A 16,025-nucleotide genomic window follows, 5' to 3' on the forward strand; every position below is an offset into this window, starting at 1 on the left:
TAATCCCAAAAGATTGGTTAAGGCCAATTAATCCGTTTCGATGGGGAGCCCGGCAGCCTTCCACTTATCCGTGCCACCATCGACGTTAATGGTGTCCCAGCCCAGCGCATGCTCCAGATACTGGCAGACCTGCATGCTGCGGCCGCCCGCGTGACAGATGACGTAAATGTCCTTGTCCGGGTCGATTTCCTGGATACGACCCGTAATCTCACTCATCGGGATATGGGTCGCGCCCTTCGCGCGCTCCACCGCCCACTCATCATTCTCGCGGACATCAATGAGCTGAGCGCCTTCTGGTACTTCAGTTGGTTGAACGTTTTTCATGCCTCATACCCTAGTCACGCATAGGGCCTTGTGCTGCTCCGCGTGCCCCAGTGCTAGCGCTGGAACCGCCAGTAGTGGTGCCACTGCCACGGTGGCTGCACAATGTCGCCTTTTCCATGGATTATCGCGAGGACTTGGCTAACAGCTGTGTCGAGGTGGTGCTCGATTGTGGCGGCGGTGAAGTGGAGGGGTTTGTAGCCTCTGTGGACGGCGTCGTTAAGCTTTTGGCGGTCAATTTCGAACCGCTGCCGGTTCTCGCCCTGGTGGTAGGCGTAGCCGTCGACCTCGATGGCCAGATTGTGCTCCTCCAAGAGTAAATCCCAGCGGTAAGGGCCAATGTATCTGTTGTTGTGCACGGTGACATGGGGCCGAAGCGCGCGGGTGAGGCTGCGTTCGGGGACGCTATCAGCGCCGAGGATGGTGTTTTCCATCACGCGCCGGGTGTGCTGCGGGAAGCGCTGAAAATCAAGCATGTGGCCCTCCATTTGGGAGGCGCCGTACTGGCCGGCAAAGCATGCCTCGAGGAAGGCGACGGCGTCTTCCTCCGCCATGATTTCTGTGGCCTGCAGCGGATTGCACACGTTAATGCCATTGAGCTGGCCCAGCGCCTTCGGCTGGGCGCGGCGGCTGCGGAAGTACGGGCTGGTGGCCATCGTTCCCGCGCGCAGGAAATGAAGTGGGAAACCTAAAGCGCGGCCGAGGTAGTGGTGGGCGCACGAGTAGCCGTCGAGCGCCGAATCGGGCCAGCGGTGGGAGACGATTTCCGCGAGTTCGCGCGGCGAGGGCTTCCTATCCGTGTAGAGGCCGTGGCAGATTTTCACGGCTTGGTTGTTGATAGCGCGGTTCGCGGCCCTGCGCGTGGTGAAGATTCTCATGCGCCCACCCCTAGGCGTTCATTTCGATCAATTAGGTCCCCCGAGGCCGGCGGTTTCGGCCTGCTATGTGATCGAATTGTACTGCGGGGTCGGGATGGTGTCGCGGGGAGGGCCTTGCGGGTGCGAAGAAGAGCAAAAAAGGGGCGAAATGGGACAAAAAAGGGGCGTTTCGATCAAATACGGCCTTGAAAACCGCCGCTTTCGCGGTGCTATTTGATCGAAACGCCCTAAGGGCAGCCCGGAGCAGGAAGGCTTACTTGAAGCGAGCCTTAGCCTCGTCGAGGATCTTCTCTGACTCGGCCTTGTCGCCCCAGCCGGAGCCGGTAACTTCCTTGTTCGGCTCCAGGTCCTTGTAGTGGACGAAGAAGTGCTCGATTTCGTCCTTGATGTGCTGCTCCACATCGTCGATGTCCTGGTAGCGCTCCCAGCGCGGGTCATCGATGACGGCGAGTAGCTTGTCGTCGCCGCCGGCCTCGTCGGTCATCTTGAAGACGCCGACGATGCGGGCCTCAACGACTACGCCCGGGAAGACCGGCTCCGGCAGGATGACCAGGGCGTCGAGCGGGTCGCCGTCCTCGCCCAAGGTGTGGTCGATGAAGCCGTAGTCAGCCGGGTAAGCCATCGGGGTGAACAGGTAACGGTCGAGGTAGACCTTGCCGGACTCGTGGTCAACCTCGTACTTGTTGCGGGAGCCCTTCGGGATTTCAATGGTTACTTCAACGCTCACAGCGATGTCCTCCATGGGGGATTGGGTATCAATTACTGCCCATAGTCTAGCGCGTTGCGGATTCGCGCTAGGGTTAAAGGCAATGAAAGCAAAGCATGTTTGGTGGTCAGCGACCGCGCTCGTGGTAGCGGCAGCGGTCGGAGGTACGGCTGCGCTGGGCGTTACCCTCCAGCGCGAATACGGCGATCTCTCGCACGGGGAGGCGCAGGCGGTCGAGGCTCCTGAGGAGCCGTTGAGCGCAGCAGAGCCGGGAGAGGCAGACCTGGATGCGCTGAGCGCGAAGCTGGATGAGCTCGCCAAGAATAAGGACCTTGCCACTTTCGGCGGCGAGGTGATCGATACCGAAACCGGCGACGTAGTGTGGCAGCGCGACGCGGATAAGCGGCTTACCCCGGCCTCGTCCACGAAGGTCCTCACCACTGCGGCGGCGACGTTGGCGCTGGATGAGAATGAGAGAATCACCACCAAGGTCTACCGTGGGTCGAACGAAAAGAACGTGGTCATCAAGGCCGCGGGCGATGTGTGGATGACACACGAACAGCTCGATGTTTTGGCCGAGCAGATTTCGAAAAACGTCGAGCAGGTCGATGGCGTCTACATCGATACCTCCGTGTGGTCCGGCGAGGCGCAGGCCCCGGGGTGGGATCCGGAAAACGTGGATGGCGGCTTCGTCGCGCCGATGGAACCGGCCATGCTTTACGGCGGTCGCCTGGGCGCGACGACGGGGGATGTGCCGAGGAGTCATGAGCCGGCTTTGGATGTGGCTAAGCAGCTAGGCGATCGCCTCGGCGCGGGCAAGGTAGGCATGGGCTCTGTGGCGGAAAACGCGCAGGAGGTGGCAAGCGTGGATTCGCCGCCGCTCGCGGACCGCGCCCGAGAAATGGTGCGCCATTCCGATAACGTCATGGCCGAAGCCATTGCGCGTGAGCTGGCGATGTCCCGTGGCAAGGAAGCCAGCTTTGAAGGCGATACGCAGGCCACGCTCGAGGTGCTGCGGGAGCAAGGATTCGACGTCGAGGGTGTCGACATTAAGGACAATTCCGGGCTCTCGGTGGACAATCGGCTCACCGCCGGGCTGTTGACGCAGCTCATTAATGGCGCGGTCAAGGATCCGCGCCTGCGCCCGCTGGTGTCCTACCTTCCGGTAGCCGGCGGCGATGGCACGCTGTACGAGCGCTACGGCGATTCCGCGGCCAAGGGCTACGTGCGCGCCAAGACCGGCACGCTGACTGGGGTCTCGGCCCTGGCCGGCACCGCGCAGGGTAATTCCGGGCGCGTATATGCCTTTGCCTTCCTTGTAAATGACGGCGATATTTTGGCCGCCCGCAAGGCGCAAGACGCATTGGCTTCTGCACTGCATGAGTTCTAATAAGCCCTTTTGGCCGCGGATTTCACCGCACTTTCTAGCGTGTCGGCGCGGCGTGCGCGCCGCAGGCCTTGACCACGCAGTGGCGGTGGGGCTTTCCGGGGGCGCGGATTCGCTGGCTCTCATGGCGGCGCTGGTGGCGGAGGGGCACGAGGTGCTCGCGCTGTGCGTAGACCACGGGTTGCAGGACGGATCGCGGGCGCAGGCCGAGCGCGCGGCCGAACAGGCGCGAACGCTGGGCGCGCGGGCGCGGGTGCTCAGCGTTGAGGCGGGCGCTGCGGCGGGGGCGGAGTCGATGGAGGCGGCCGCGCGGGCGGCGCGGTATCGAGCACTGGCCGCCGCGTGCGCGGGCGAAGGTTTCGAGGTGGCCGTGGCGCATACGGCCGATGACCAGGCGGAAACGCTGCTGCTCGGCGCGCTGCGTGGGCGGGTGACTGGCATGAGCGAGCGCAGCGAGGTCGAAGGCGCCCGCGTGGTGCGGCCTCTGTTGAGCGTGCGCCGGGCCGATACCGAGGGCGCCTGCACAGAGTTGGGCCTTTCCGCGTGGCGGGATCCGCAGAACGAGGACACGAATTTCCGCCGCGTGGCGCTGCGCCGCGAGGTCATTCCGCAGTTGAGCCGCATCATCGGCGGGGACGCGGTGCCAGCGCTGGCGCAAGCCGCAGGCGATGCCGCGCTTGACGACGCCGCCCTGCGCACCCCACCCACCACCGACTGCGCCGAGCTGGCGGCTATGGCGGAACCGCGGCGCCGGCGGGCGATCGCTGCGTGGCTGGTCAGCGAGGAGGTAGAAGTGACAAGGAGGGCAGTGGGGGACGTCGGCAAGCTGTGCACCCACTGGCACGGGCAAGGCCCGGTGGCCGTGCGATCGGCGCGGCAGGTGGGGCAGAGGTTGGAAGTAGCCCGTATAGGTGGCAAACTGGCACTATTGTCTGGTCATTAAAGGAGCGCACACGTGCACGACAAGAAAGACTTCGCCGTTCCCGCAAACCGCTACGGTGACGATGTAGAAGCAATCCTCATTGGAGAAGAGGAGCTGCAAAACCGCGTCCAAGAACTCGCGGATATGGTCTCGGAAAAGTATGCCGACTCTGAGCAAGACCTGCTGTTGGTCTGTGTGCTCAAGGGCGCAGCATTCTTCCTCACGGACTTTGCGCGCAAGCTATCTATCCCCTCCGAGCTGGAGTTTATGGCCGTATCCTCCTACGGTGCCTCCACTTCTTCTTCCGGCGTGGTGCGCATTTTGAAGGATTTGGACCGCGATATTGCCGGGCGCAACGTGCTCATCGTGGAAGACATCATCGATTCGGGCCTCACCCTGTCGTGGCTTATCCGCAACCTGGAAGGCCGCAACCCTGCCTCGCTGAATGTGGTCACCCTGCTGCGCAAGCCGGAGGTAGTCAAGGCCGATATTGACCTGCTGGATGTGGGCTTTGATATCCCGAATGAATTCGTCATCGGCTACGGGCTGGACTTTGCGGAACGCTACCGCGATCTGCCCTACGTGGGCACCCTTCACCCTGATGTCTATACCACCAACTAAAATCGCGCAGTAATGAAAAACAACAAGATTCTTCGCTACGGCGGGATTGCGGCTCTAATCCTTATCGCGCTGTACGCCTTTACCTTCTTCAGCAACGATGCCCGCGGCTATGTGCAAGCGGATACCTCCGTTGCGCTGACCCAGCTCAAGGACAAAAACGTCGATGAGGTGGAAATTGATGACCGCGAGCAGCGCCTGCGCATCAAGCTCAAGGACGAAATCACGGTAGACGAGCGCGACGGCGTGAAAGAGATCGTGGCCAAGTACCCGGCCCGCGCCTCTGAACAGGTCTTTAACGCCGTCAAGGATTCTGGTGCCGAGAAATACCAGACTAACGTCACCCAGGAATCCTTCCTCGGCTCCATGCTCAGCATGCTGCTGCCGATGATCATCCTCTTTGGCTTCCTCTTCTGGCTCATGTCCCGCATGCAGCAGGGCGCCGGCGGCATGTTTGGCATCGGCGGTTCCAAGGCTAAGGAACTGACCAAGGACATGCCCACCAATACCTTTGAGGACGTGGCCGGTGCGGACGAGGCCGTGGATGAGCTGCAGGAGATCAAGGACTTCCTGGAAGACCCCACCCGCTACCACGACCTAGGCGCCAAGATCCCGCGCGGCGTACTGCTTTATGGCCCTCCGGGTACCGGTAAGACCTTGCTTGCCCGCGCCGTGGCTGGCGAGGCTGGCGTGCCGTTCTATTCCATCTCCGGTTCTGACTTTGTGGAAATGTTCGTCGGCGTGGGTGCCTCCCGCGTGCGCGACCTGTTCAAGCAAGCGAAGGAAAATAGCCCCTGCATTATCTTCGTGGACGAGATTGACGCCGTGGGCCGCCAGCGCGGTTCCGGTACCGGCGGCGGCCACGATGAGCGCGAGCAGACCCTTAACCAGCTGCTAGTAGAAATGGACGGCTTTGGTGACCGCGAAGGCGTGATCCTCATCGCCGCCACCAACCGCCCGGACATCCTCGATCCGGCGCTGCTGCGTCCGGGCCGTTTCGACCGCCAGATTCCGGTCACCAACCCGGACTTGGCCGGACGCGAGGAGATCCTGCGCGTGCATGCGAAGAATAAGCCGCTGGCAGAAGAGGTTGACGTAGCGCAGCTGGCTAAGCGCACCGCCGGCATGTCCGGCGCGGACCTGGCCAATGTGCTGAACGAGGCCGCCCTGCTTACCGCCCGCATCGGCGGCAACGTCATCACCTATGACGCCTTGGAAGAGGCCACCGACCGCGTCGTGGGCGGCCCGCGCCGCCAGGGCAAGATCATCTCCGAGCACGAGAAGAAGGTCACCGCTTACCACGAGGGCGGACACACGCTTTCTGCGTGGGCGCTCAAGGATATTGAGCGCGTGTACAAGGTCACCATCCTGGCCCGCGGCCGCACCGGCGGCCACGCCATGACCTCCCAGGAAGACGACAAAGGCATGTACACCCGCGACGAGCTTTTCTCCCGTTTGGTTTTTGCCATGGGTGGCCGCGCGGCCGAGGAGCTGGTCTTCGGTGCGCCGACCACCGGTGCGTCTTCCGATATTGAAAACGCCACCAAGATCGCTCGTTCCATGCTCACCGAGTACGGCTTCTCCCCAGACCTGGGCACCGTAAAGTACGGCAAGGAGCAGGGCGATCCCTTCAGCCAGATGGGTGGCGGCGGCTCCATCGATTACTCCGATGAGGTTGCCTCCAAGATTGATGAGCAGATGCGCTACCTGCTGGAGCGCGCGCACGAGCAGGCCTATGACATCCTGCGCAATAACCGTCACTACCTGGATAAGCTGGCCGAGGCCCTGCTGGAGAAGGAAACCCTGCGCCGCCCTGACCTGGAGCGCATCTTCGACGGCATCGAGCCGCGTGAGGCCTTCGACGTCTTCCCAGGTGAAGACGACCGCTTCCCGCGCCAGATTGGCTACGCCCCAGTGAAGACCCCGGTCGAGCTAGCGAAGGAGCGCGGCGAGGAGCTGCCTAAGCGCATGACGCTTCTCGATGCCTCCCGGGCCGCCCGTGAGCGCCGCCTTGCCGGCGAAGAGCCGAAGGGTGAGGTGGGCTTCAACTTTGGCCAGCACGCCGGCGATTACGTCGACCCGGACACCGCCCGCGAGTTGGGCCGCGGCCCCGCCAAGGGAGACGAGAATAAGGAAGCGAAGGACGCCAAGCCGGCCCGCGACAATCAGTCGGCTCAGCCTTCCGAACCTGTTGCACGCCCGGCCGCCCGCCCCGCCAACAGCGGTGGCAAGCACCACAAGCCGGATGCTGGCGCGGATGCTGATGCCGAGACCAGCCAGTGGTTTACCCCTGGTTGGGGCGAAAAGGATCGCCGCAAGAACCCCTATGCGCGCGAGGACGACAAGCAAGAAGATAACTAATGTCTGATAATCACATTCCCGCTCGCGCCGCCTTTGACCAAGACCGGGCGGAGGCAGCGGTGCGTGAGCTGCTCCTTGCGGTAGGGGAGGACCCTGACCGCGAGGGCTTGCGCGAAACCCCGGCCCGCGTGGCCCGCGCCTACCGCGAAGTCTTCGCCGGACTGCACGAGGACCCGACCGAGGTCCTGCATAAGACCTTCGCCGAGGACCACCAAGAACTGGTTCTGGTGCGCGATATCCCCATTTATTCCACATGCGAGCACCACTTGGTGCCGTTTTACGGCGTGGCGCATATTGGCTACATCCCGGGCAAAGACGGCCACGTCACCGGTTTGAGCAAGCTCGCCCGCCTGGCAGATATGTACGCTAAGCGCCCCCAGGTCCAAGAGCGCCTCACCCAGCAGGTAGCGGACGCCTTGGTGGAGGTCCTCGGTGCGCAGTCCGTCATCGTGGTCATTGAGTGCGAGCACTTGTGCATGGCCATGCGCGGCATTCGCAAGCCGGGGGCGACAACAACCACCTCCGCGGTGCGCGGCGGCTTCAAAAATAATGCCGCCTCCCGCGCCGAGGTACTCAGCCTGATTCGCAGCTAAGTCCCCCGGTTACCACGAAAGCGAGAAGGAGCACGCCATGCAGCAGGCAACCTCGGTATCGGATCTGAGCATCGCCAACCGCACGCTGGTGATGGGCATCGTCAACGTCACGGAGGATTCCTTCTCCGATGGCGGTAAGTGGTTGGACGTCGATGCCGCCATCAACCACGCCCGCGAACTCGTGGCGCAAGGCGCGGACATGATTGACGTCGGCGGCGAGTCCACCCGGCCGGGTGCGGTGCGGGTGGAGGCGGACGTCGAAAAGCGCCGCGTGGTTCCCGTCATTAAGGCGCTGAGTGAGCTGGGCATCCGCACCTCCGTGGATACGATGCGCGCCTCGGTGGCCCGTGCGGCCGCAGCGGCCGGCGTGGACATGATTAATGACGTCTCCGGTGGCCTGGCTGATCCGGAGATGTATCGCACGATGGCAGAGGCCGGCGTACCCGTATGCCTGATGCACTGGCGCACGCTGCAGGAAGGCGCCTTTGGATCCGCAGCCGGTAGCGCCGACCACGGCGGCGATGTGGTGCGCGATGTGCATGAGACCCTCGAGCGCCTGGCAAATAACGCGCTGGCGGCCGGCGTGCGCCGCGATAATATCGTGCTGGATCCGGGCCTGGGCTTTGCTAAGACCCCGCAGGATAATTGGGCGCTGCTCAAGGCCCTGCCGGAGTTCCTCGACGCCGAATTCCCGGTGCTGGTGGGAGCCTCGCGCAAGCGCTTCCTCGCCGCCATCCGGGAGGACCGTGGCGTGGAGTCCAGCCCGCTGCTGGCCGATCCCGCGACTGCGGCCGTGACCGCTATTTCCGCCCAGATGGGCGCGTGGGGCGTGCGCGTGCATGAAGTCGCCGTCTCCCGCGACGCCGTCGATGTGGCCGCGGCTTGGAACGCCGGCGATGACTACAAGGGTGGGGCCAATGCCAGCGGCAGCTATAGCAATGGCGCCGATGGCAATGGCACCATGAAATCCACCGCCCTACCGCGCAACCCTGAGGAGTAAAAACATGGCAGACCGCATCGAGCTCACCGGCCTAGAATGCTTTGGCTACCACGGCGTCTTCGAGGAAGAAAAGCGTACGGGCCAACCCTTCATCGTGGATATCACCTGCTGGTCCGAGTTCGCCGACGCCGCCGCCACCGATGATCTGACCAAGACCATCAATTACGCCGAGCTTGCCGACGTCGCCGCGAAAATCATCGAAGGCCCCGCCCGCGACCTCATCGAGACCGTCGCCAGCGAGGTGGCCGATACCATCATGGCCACCTTCGAGGGCCTGCACGCCGTGGAGGTCACCCTGCACAAGCCGCAGGCGCCGATTCCGCGCACTTTTGCCGACGTCGCCGTGGTCGCCCGCCGCTCCCGCAAGCACGCGAGGACCCTCTAATGCGTGCGGTGCTGTCTATCGGCTCCAATATGGATGACCGCGTGGAGCTTTTGCGCACGGTATTCGACGAGTTCGCCGGCGAGATCGTCGCCGCCTCGCCCGTCTATGCCACCCCGCCGTGGGGCGTGACGGACCAGGACGAATTCCTCAACGCGGTGCTCATCGTGGATGTCGAGGAGACCCCGAAGGAACTGCTGCGCCGCGGGCAGAAGCTTGAAGAGGCCGCCGAGCGGGTGCGCGTGCGCCACTGGGGACCGCGCACGCTGGATGTGGACATCGTCGACATCGAGGGCTATACCTCCGACGACCCGGAGCTTATCGTCCCGCATCCTTATGCCCACGAGCGCGCCTTCGTGCTGATTCCGTGGTTGGCGGCCGATGCTGGTGCTAGGTTGAGTGGGGAGGGCGTCGCCAAGCGGGTAGCAGCACTCGACCCGCAGGAGCGCGCCGATATTCGCCGGCTGGGCATGATGGAGGAGCTATGACACGGACCTCGCTGGGTGCCCTCATCGGCACCGGGGTCTTCTTTGCCGCCGCGGCGGCCATCCTCACCACGCGCTTTTATGGCTCCATGCTGCAAATCCCGGTAACGGTCTCCGCCACGCTGTGGCTCATGGCCGTCATCTGTGTGGCGCTGACCTGGAAGGTGGATCAAGCCACCGAGGACGAGCATGGCATCGGCCTGGATAATTCGCAGCTCAACCCCATGACCATCACGCAGTTCATGCTGGTAGGAAAGGCCTCGGCATGGACGGGTGCCATCGTGGGTGGCATTTATGCCGGCATTGCTGTCTACGTCATTCCCAACGCCGGTACGCTCACCGCGGCCTCTGATGACCTCGTGGGCGTCATTGCCTCCGCGCTTGGTGGCCTCGCGATGGCCGCCGCTGGCCTGCGGCTAGAACGACACTGCGAGACCCCGCCCCCACCAGATGGGGTACAAGCGGTACATTAGTGAGCATGACTGAGCCGCGCTCTTCTTCTAGCAAACCTCCCGCCAAGACGACCAAGCCGGATCTGGGCCAGATCGGGCTCATCGTCCTCGTGGTGCTGGCCGTTGTAGCCAGCATCGTCATGCTGATTTCCGGCTCTGCCGCAGCCCTTAAGATTGCGCTCATCGCCGCTTTGTGGGCCGCCGTGCTTGGCTTCTTCCTGGTGATGCGCTACCGCCGCCAGGCCGAGGAATCCGTGACCAAGCTGGAGCTGCAGGAGCGCGCTCACCGCGCCGAGCTTAAGCAGGCCCGCACCGCCGACGGCCAGCCCCTGCCGGATCAGGAATTGCTCGATGAGATCCGCACCGAGTTGGCTTCCATCCGCAAGCAGATTGAGGATCTTTCCGGCCAGGACTTCACCTATGAACCGGCCGCCCTGCACGCCGAGGCGCGCCGCATCATGCAGCTCGAGGCCCAGACCGCGGCCGCTACTCGCCCTGGCTCTGAGGAAGGCAATGTGGACTTCACCCAGTCCTCCTCCGGCGCCCCGTCCGCCGATGCCATCGCCGGCCGATTGGGCAATCAGCCGTCCGCGGCGCACGCCGAGTCCAACCCGCTCAATGACATCATCAGCGAAAAGACTCGTGCGCAGCGCACCTCCGGCAAGACTTCTGGTGCCTCCACCTTCAATACTGGTGGCTTCCAAGCCGTGCGCTGGGATACCGGCGGCGATGATTCCCTGAAGAACACCCGCACGTCCGCGGCCAGCGAGCACCACGGCAGCCACCGCAAGCCAGAGGCTGCCACCAAGGCCAACGATGAGACCCAGGACATTCCGCAGCAGCCGACGCCCCAGCGCGATGAACGCGCGGAGTACCCGGGCTCCGGTCAGCACGTGGCTCCAGAAAAGTCCGAGCCGGTGCGCCAGAAGGCAGCCCGCTCCCATCACCGCGCAGCCGCCGAAGAACCCGATTCCCGTGGCCGCCGCCGCAGCGACGATAAGCGCGAAGGCGCGGTCTCCGTGGCCGAGCTGCTGGCCCAGGCGAAGAAGAAGGATAAATAAATGCGCCCGCCACGCATGCGGGTAGCCCTTTTTGGCCGGAGCCTGGCCGGATTTACCTTGGCCAATGCCATGGAACGCGCCGGCCATGAGGTGCAGATGCTCTCGGACCCGGCCGAACTTGCCTCTTTTGAGGCCCTCATCATCGCCGTGGGCGATGCCCGCTTAGAAGCCACCGTGGAACTTCTTGAACCCCACGTCCACCACGGGCTTATCGTGTTCCACACTTGCCTCTCGCGCGGTGTCCAAGTGCTAGATCCGCTAGAAACGCGCGGCTGTGTCGTTGCGGCACTCGCCCCATTTGCACTCATGCGCTGGGCCGTGACCACCCTGGACGAGCTGGGCGAGACTGTGGTGGAGCTCAATATCACCGAGTTCCGCGGCGAAGCCGTCGCGCTTTCCGATGCCGAACGTCCTTCCTTTGCCGCCCGTGCCTACTACGCCGAGATGCTGCGGCGCTTGCACATCTCTGCGGCGGTCGATGCTCGTTTCTTCCCCTCTGCAGAGGAAAAGCCCATGGTGGGTGAGGACATGGACACCGAAGAAATCATCGCCGCCTACCGCGGCGCCACCGACCCCGGCCTGCGCCGCAGCTACGTGGAGGTTGCCCGCCGCCTAGGCGAGGTAGACGGCCGCGAGGAGCTGGAAATGTGGGCCCTACAAGAGGAGAGCCGATGAGCCTAGAGCTGGGAAACGCCACCGTCATCAGCGAGATTGAGCGCATCCGTATGGTCGGCAGCGCCTTTCATAAGACTGGCCGCCCGGTGGCCTTCGTGCCCCTGACTACCGGCGTGCACGCCGGCCATATCGCGTTGGTGCGTGCGGCCAAGCACATTCGCGGCGCGGTTACCGTCGTGGCCCTGCAGTCCCCGCACGAGGAGGACCTTGAACTCCTGCGCGCCGAGGGCGTCGACATCGTGTGGGATTACTCGCCAGAAACCTTGTGGCCGCACGGCCGCCGCATCGCCGTGGCTCCGGCCGACGCCGCAACCGCCCTCGAGCCGGACCTCAGCGAAGATCTCTCGCTCTACCTTGCGCTCATCCTGACGCTTTCGCCTACCGACGTCCTCCTCGGTGAAAAGGACTACGAGCTCCTCCTCGCCATCCACCACGCGGTTCAAGATTTCCACCTGGGTGTCCGCGTGCAGGGCGTGCCCGCCGTACGCATGCCCGATGGCGTGGTGATGAGCTTGCGCAATACCAACGTCCCGGCCGAATCCCGTGACCAAGCCGCGGCCCTATCCGCCGCGCTGACCGCCGGCGCGCATGCCGCCGAAGCCGGTGCGGAGAAGGTCCGCGAGGTTGCTGCGGAAGTCCTGCGCGCAGCAGGCGTTGAGCCCGACTACCTCGAGGTGCGTGGCCGCGACCTCGGCATGCCTCCCGAGGAGGGGGATGCCCGCTTGCTCGTCGCCGCGACCATCGGCGGCGTCCGCCTCATCGATAATGTGGGCCTGCCGCTGGGCATCGGCTTTAATAATATTGAAGAGCACGAAGCCAAGGCCGAGCTCGAGCGTGAGCAACAACGCGAGCAACAGCGCGCGCGGGGTACCGCTTCCCAGCAGCCATCGGAGGACTAATGACCGATATCCAGATCCGCGACCTTGACTCGCGCGATGAGCCCAAAGCCATTTCTTTTGCCATCGAGGGCATGCACCTGCACTGGTTTGTGAAGAGCCCGCGCTTCGAGCGCGCCTATGGCCGCTACTTTTGGGATTTAGAGCGCGCCAAGGCCACCGATATCTTGGCGGCTTACGATGGCGACCGCTTCCTCGGCGTGCTATTAGCCTCCATGAAGGGCAAGCCCGCGCTGCCGTATCCGTGGTGGCGCAAGGCATTTGTTCACGCGGTGGAAATCTTTAATAATCTGCGCCCGGGCGGGCACCGCGATGATTACGATGCCGCCAATCAGGACATGCTGCTCAAGTACTTGGGTAAGCACCCCATTGATGGCGAAATCGGCTTCCTCGTCGCGGATCCCAATTCCGGCGTGAGCGGCGTGGGCACGGCGCTGCTCGAGGCCTTCGAAGCCCGTCATGAGGGAAAGAACGTCTACTTGTTTACCGATGACGGCTGCACTTATCAGTTCTATGACAGCCGCGGTTTCACTCAGGTGGGCGAGCGCACCATCGCGGTCAACGAGGACCGCGACTTGGAGTGCATGCTCTATGTGCGCCGCCTTGGTACGCCGCAGTCATAGCGTGCCGCAGGCTTAGCGCGCCAACGCGCCCATCGGATCCCAGGCCGGCAGGGTGGTGACGGACTCGGACTGCAACGCCGCCTGGTACTGCTCCGGCAGGCGGGAGGGGTGCACGGCGATTTCGAAGACGAACTCGTCGAACCAGTCATCGCCCATGGTCCAAAAGCCCTTATCGGCCTTCTTCGGGCCCCAGGAATTCTCCACGCGCCAGCGATTGACGGTGCCATCGTCTGCGATATCGGCGCCGGTAAAGACCATCGCGTGGGTCATGAGGGACTCGTGCAGGCGCAAACGCTGCGCCTTGTCCAGATCCATCTCCACTCCGTAAAAGGCCTCATAATCGTGCAGGTGCTTGGCCCACACGCCGTGCTCATCATCAGATTGCTGGTCGGTATCGCAGCCGAACCAAACCGGCTGGCCGTCTTCGATGGAGGCACGCGCGGCATCGCGCAGCACCTCCACAGGCGCGTTCAAGTAGGTCACGCGCTTTCCCGCCACGTTGCCCAGGTACTCCACGGTGTAGAGCTCGCCATAGGCATTGCGCGGGTCGTTGACCACGCACACGTACTCGCCTAGGTCCGCCGGCAGGTATTCCCGGGCAAACTCCTGCGGGGTATAGGTGCCCGCGCGGTGGAACTCATCGTCCTTATCGCGGTACTGCCACACAAAGTCCTCGGGCGGCAGGCCAAGGTTGGCGGTGAGGATCCGGTAGACGTCGGCAAGCGCCTGCTCATGCGCGCTCTCTTCGCCGCTGCGGATGCGGTGGGCGGCGCGGCGCAGCACGGTCTGCAGATTGCGGTTAAGCATCGCCGTGGCCTCGGAAGACGCGGTCTCCGGCATGGCGTACTGCGGCACCACGCCGTACTTTTCCACCAGGGCGACGAACATGGACCACTGGCCGCCGTCATCGATGGGATCATCCATGAGCTTGGCAACGGTGCGGTCAGTAATCTCGCGGTCCTTCAGCTCGGCCATGGCGGTGAGGAACCAATTGGCCTTCTCCAGCTTGTCAAAGAAGTAAATATAGGTCTGGGAGAGCTCAAAATCCTTGAGCTTGGCTTTGTCCATTAGCCCGCCGCGCAGGGAATTGAGGCCGGCAAAAATCCAGCAGCGGCCCGATGCCTTCTGGTCGGCTACGCCCCAGGAATCTAGCTTATAGCTGGTTACCGGGGTAAGGCTGCGCAGTTGTTCATGGTCGAGGCTGAGCTTGTCGACGCCCTCCTGGGCCACCCCGTTGCGTACCAGGCGCAGCGTGGCATCGCTGGTGAGCTCGGCGGTGGCGGCATGAACCTCGTTCGGTTTAATCTCTGTCATTTCTCGATTCTCCTTAGTTCATCCGGTCCCAGAGGGGAAGCTCAATCGGTTCGGTGGCAAGGGCCTGGGCAAGCGTGTCGCTCAGGTGCTCCTTGCGCACGGCGATGTGGAAGACGTTCTGGTCAAACCAGGCATCGGCCATCGTGGCAAAGCCCTTGCCGGGCACATCCTCGCCATCGTCCTTGCGCGGCGGCTTAGAGCCCCAGGAGTTCTCCACGCGCCAGGCGCGGTCACCATCGACGCCGGTGAGCACCATCGCGTGGGTGGGCGCGGTCTCGCCGGAGGTAAAACGCTCCTCCTTGCTCATGGAGGAATCGATGCCGTAGAGGCCATCGGTATCTACCAATCCCTCGTCCCATACGCCGTTGAGGAAGGAGAACTGGCGGTTGACATCGCAGCTAAACCACACCGGCTCACCGGCCGCCAGGCTGCGCTTGGCAGTTTCCTTCAGCTCAGCCGCGCTGACGTTGAGGTACTCCTGCGGTGCGCCGCCCAACACATTGGTCTCCTCGGCGCTGCTAAACACGCGATGCTTGGGGTTGGTGGAGCGGGGGTCATCGGCCAACACCACGTACTCGTCCAGGTGCGGCAGGTACTTATCCGCAAACTCGCGCGGGGTGGAGTGCAGCCGCACGAATTGCTCGTCCTTGGTGCGATACGCCCAGGTAAATTCCTCCGGCGGGGTGCCCAGGTGGATGGCCAGGATGCGGTGGATATCCTTGCGCGCTTGGGCGAGGATTTCTTCGCGCGGGCCGTCCTGTGCGGCGGCGCGGCGCACCACGGTGGCAAGATCGCGGTTCATCTCCGCGGTATTTCCAGACGAGCGCACCTCCGGCATGACCTCGGCAGGGACGGCGCCGTACTTGGCCACGAGGTTGCTAAAGAAGCACCACCAGCCGCCATCGGCGCCCGCATGGTCCAGCACCGCGGCGACGGTGCGCTCGTCCCAGCCAGCGTCCTTCTTGTCCAGCAGCTGGTTGAGCACCAGGTTGGCGCGCTCTAGCTTGTCAAAATACTGCAGGTAGGTGAAGGAAAACTCGAAGTTATCTACATTGAGTTCCTTGGCCGCGCGGTGACGGAAGACGTTCAGCGCCGCAAACATCCAGCAGCGGCCCGAGCGCTTTTGGTCCGATACGCCCAAGCTATCCAGCTTGACCTCGGTGGTGGGGTAGAGGGCCGTAATACGGTCGCGGTCTAGGGCCGCCTTAGCTGCCCCGACGTTGGTGATGGCGTTGCGGGCGATGCGCAGCCGGGAATCGGCCGCGGCCTCCTCGCGCAAGTGGGATAGGTATTCGTTGGTGAGCAAAGTCATAGTTTCGGTTTTAGCAGACCCGGGCCCACAGCGGCGCGG

General features: G+C 63.5%; 18 protein-coding genes. 13 read left to right on the forward strand and 5 right to left on the reverse strand.

Annotation, left to right across the window (positions count from 1 at the left end):
• Positions 1-27: 27 nt before the first annotated feature.
• From MHY13_RS03955 to MHY13_RS03965, 3 genes are all read right to left on the reverse strand, one after another.
• Positions 28-324: a rhodanese-like domain-containing protein gene (locus MHY13_RS03955; protein WP_005325643.1), complete on the reverse strand. Its 297-nt coding sequence runs from the start codon at positions 322-324 to the stop codon at positions 28-30.
• A 53-nt stretch (positions 325-377) separates the two neighbouring features.
• Positions 378-1,199, reverse strand: a complete 822-nt coding sequence (locus MHY13_RS03960; RefSeq protein ID WP_239193246.1) for an endonuclease domain-containing protein — start codon at positions 1,197-1,199, stop codon at positions 378-380.
• Between the two features lie 253 nt (positions 1,200-1,452).
• Positions 1,453-1,926: an inorganic diphosphatase gene (locus MHY13_RS03965; protein WP_239281060.1), complete on the reverse strand. Its 474-nt coding sequence runs from the start codon at positions 1,924-1,926 to the stop codon at positions 1,453-1,455.
• Positions 1,927-2,008: 82 nt separating this feature from the next.
• Here MHY13_RS03965 and dacB point away from each other — a divergent pair, with 82 nt between their 5' ends.
• Genes dacB through MHY13_RS04030 form a run of 13 tightly spaced genes read left to right on the forward strand, consistent with a single transcriptional unit; the run spans position 2,009 to position 13,360 of the window.
• Complete coding sequence (gene dacB, locus MHY13_RS03970) at positions 2,009-3,295, forward strand: D-alanyl-D-alanine carboxypeptidase/D-alanyl-D-alanine-endopeptidase (protein WP_239281061.1); 1,287 nt, start codon at positions 2,009-2,011, stop codon at positions 3,293-3,295.
• Positions 3,285-4,235 (forward strand): tRNA lysidine(34) synthetase TilS, encoded by a 951-nt coding sequence (gene tilS / locus MHY13_RS03975; protein WP_239281096.1) that lies wholly within the window; start codon positions 3,285-3,287, stop codon positions 4,233-4,235. The genes dacB and tilS overlap by 11 nt, the downstream gene beginning before the upstream one ends.
• A gap of 12 nt (positions 4,236-4,247) precedes the next feature.
• Positions 4,248-4,835, forward strand: coding sequence for a hypoxanthine phosphoribosyltransferase (gene hpt / locus MHY13_RS03980; protein WP_200435727.1), 588 nt, complete (start codon positions 4,248-4,250; stop codon positions 4,833-4,835).
• A 12-nt stretch (positions 4,836-4,847) separates the two neighbouring features.
• Positions 4,848-7,193: an ATP-dependent zinc metalloprotease FtsH gene (gene ftsH / locus MHY13_RS03985; protein WP_204610939.1), complete on the forward strand. Its 2,346-nt coding sequence runs from the start codon at positions 4,848-4,850 to the stop codon at positions 7,191-7,193.
• Complete coding sequence (gene folE, locus MHY13_RS03990) at positions 7,193-7,786, forward strand: GTP cyclohydrolase I FolE (RefSeq protein ID WP_204610941.1); 594 nt, start codon at positions 7,193-7,195, stop codon at positions 7,784-7,786. The genes ftsH and folE overlap by 1 nt, the downstream gene beginning before the upstream one ends.
• A gap of 37 nt (positions 7,787-7,823) precedes the next feature.
• The gene (folP, locus tag MHY13_RS03995) at positions 7,824-8,786 is read left to right on the forward strand and encodes a dihydropteroate synthase (RefSeq protein WP_239281098.1); all 963 of its coding nucleotides are present in this window, start codon (positions 7,824-7,826) and stop codon (positions 8,784-8,786) included.
• 4 nt (positions 8,787-8,790) lie between these two features.
• On the forward strand, positions 8,791-9,171 hold the full coding sequence (gene folB, locus MHY13_RS04000) for a dihydroneopterin aldolase (RefSeq protein WP_239281100.1): 381 nt from the start codon (positions 8,791-8,793) through the stop codon (positions 9,169-9,171).
• Positions 9,171-9,656, forward strand: a complete 486-nt coding sequence (gene folK / locus MHY13_RS04005; protein ID WP_005325662.1) for a 2-amino-4-hydroxy-6-hydroxymethyldihydropteridine diphosphokinase — start codon at positions 9,171-9,173, stop codon at positions 9,654-9,656. The genes folB and folK overlap by 1 nt, the downstream gene beginning before the upstream one ends.
• On the forward strand, positions 9,653-10,126 hold the full coding sequence (locus tag MHY13_RS04010; protein ID WP_005325664.1) for a DUF3180 domain-containing protein: 474 nt from the start codon (positions 9,653-9,655) through the stop codon (positions 10,124-10,126). Before folK ends, MHY13_RS04010 begins: the two co-directional genes overlap by 4 nt.
• A gap of 5 nt (positions 10,127-10,131) precedes the next feature.
• On the forward strand, positions 10,132-11,166 hold the full coding sequence (locus tag MHY13_RS04015) for a cytochrome P450 (RefSeq protein WP_239281102.1): 1,035 nt from the start codon (positions 10,132-10,134) through the stop codon (positions 11,164-11,166).
• Complete coding sequence (locus tag MHY13_RS04020; RefSeq protein WP_239236061.1) at positions 11,167-11,841, forward strand: hypothetical protein; 675 nt, start codon at positions 11,167-11,169, stop codon at positions 11,839-11,841.
• Positions 11,838-12,740, forward strand: coding sequence for a pantoate--beta-alanine ligase (locus tag MHY13_RS04025; RefSeq protein ID WP_239281104.1), 903 nt, complete (start codon positions 11,838-11,840; stop codon positions 12,738-12,740). The genes MHY13_RS04020 and MHY13_RS04025 overlap by 4 nt, the downstream gene beginning before the upstream one ends.
• Entirely contained in the window at positions 12,740-13,360 is a 621-nt protein-coding gene (locus MHY13_RS04030) for a GNAT family N-acetyltransferase (RefSeq protein WP_239281106.1), read from the forward strand. The genes MHY13_RS04025 and MHY13_RS04030 overlap by 1 nt, the downstream gene beginning before the upstream one ends.
• Before the next feature lie 12 nt (positions 13,361-13,372).
• Here MHY13_RS04030 and MHY13_RS04035 read toward each other — a convergent pair whose 3' ends face one another.
• Both MHY13_RS04035 and MHY13_RS04040 read right to left on the reverse strand, forming a co-directional pair.
• Positions 13,373-14,674 (reverse strand): aminopeptidase C, encoded by a 1,302-nt coding sequence (locus MHY13_RS04035; RefSeq protein ID WP_239281107.1) that lies wholly within the window; start codon positions 14,672-14,674, stop codon positions 13,373-13,375.
• A 13-nt stretch (positions 14,675-14,687) separates the two neighbouring features.
• A complete protein-coding gene (locus tag MHY13_RS04040; protein WP_239281109.1) occupies positions 14,688-15,986 on the reverse strand; it encodes an aminopeptidase C in 1,299 nt (432 codons plus the stop codon).
• Between the last annotated feature and the right edge of the window lie 39 nt (positions 15,987-16,025).

The sequence above is a fragment of the Corynebacterium sp. ACRPE genome (assembly GCF_022347435.1).
GTDB classification, from domain to species: Bacteria; Actinomycetota; Actinomycetes; order Mycobacteriales; family Mycobacteriaceae; genus Corynebacterium; species Corynebacterium tuberculostearicum_D.

Coding starts and splice junctions, on each gene's coding strand:
- MHY13_RS04015 (WP_239281102.1), top strand. CDS start 10,132: ATGACTGAGCCGCGCTCTTCTTCTAGCAAACCTCCCGCCAAGACGACC.
- MHY13_RS03960 (WP_239193246.1), bottom strand. CDS start 1,199: ATGAGAATCTTCACCACGCGCAGGGCCGCGAACCGCGCTATCAACAAC.
- tilS (WP_239281096.1), top strand. CDS start 3,285: ATGAGTTCTAATAAGCCCTTTTGGCCGCGGATTTCACCGCACTTTCTA.
- MHY13_RS04020 (WP_239236061.1), top strand. CDS start 11,167: ATGCGCCCGCCACGCATGCGGGTAGCCCTTTTTGGCCGGAGCCTGGCC.
- MHY13_RS04025 (WP_239281104.1), top strand. CDS start 11,838: ATGAGCCTAGAGCTGGGAAACGCCACCGTCATCAGCGAGATTGAGCGC.
- MHY13_RS04040 (WP_239281109.1), bottom strand. CDS start 15,986: ATGACTTTGCTCACCAACGAATACCTATCCCACTTGCGCGAGGAGGCC.
- folE (WP_204610941.1), top strand. CDS start 7,193: ATGTCTGATAATCACATTCCCGCTCGCGCCGCCTTTGACCAAGACCGG.
- MHY13_RS04035 (WP_239281107.1), bottom strand. CDS start 14,674: ATGACAGAGATTAAACCGAACGAGGTTCATGCCGCCACCGCCGAGCTC.
- ftsH (WP_204610939.1), top strand. CDS start 4,848: ATGAAAAACAACAAGATTCTTCGCTACGGCGGGATTGCGGCTCTAATC.
- MHY13_RS04030 (WP_239281106.1), top strand. CDS start 12,740: ATGACCGATATCCAGATCCGCGACCTTGACTCGCGCGATGAGCCCAAA.
- MHY13_RS04010 (WP_005325664.1), top strand. CDS start 9,653: ATGACACGGACCTCGCTGGGTGCCCTCATCGGCACCGGGGTCTTCTTT.
- dacB (WP_239281061.1), top strand. CDS start 2,009: ATGAAAGCAAAGCATGTTTGGTGGTCAGCGACCGCGCTCGTGGTAGCG.
- folK (WP_005325662.1), top strand. CDS start 9,171: ATGCGTGCGGTGCTGTCTATCGGCTCCAATATGGATGACCGCGTGGAG.
- folB (WP_239281100.1), top strand. CDS start 8,791: ATGGCAGACCGCATCGAGCTCACCGGCCTAGAATGCTTTGGCTACCAC.
- folP (WP_239281098.1), top strand. CDS start 7,824: ATGCAGCAGGCAACCTCGGTATCGGATCTGAGCATCGCCAACCGCACG.
- MHY13_RS03955 (WP_005325643.1), bottom strand. CDS start 324: ATGAAAAACGTTCAACCAACTGAAGTACCAGAAGGCGCTCAGCTCATT.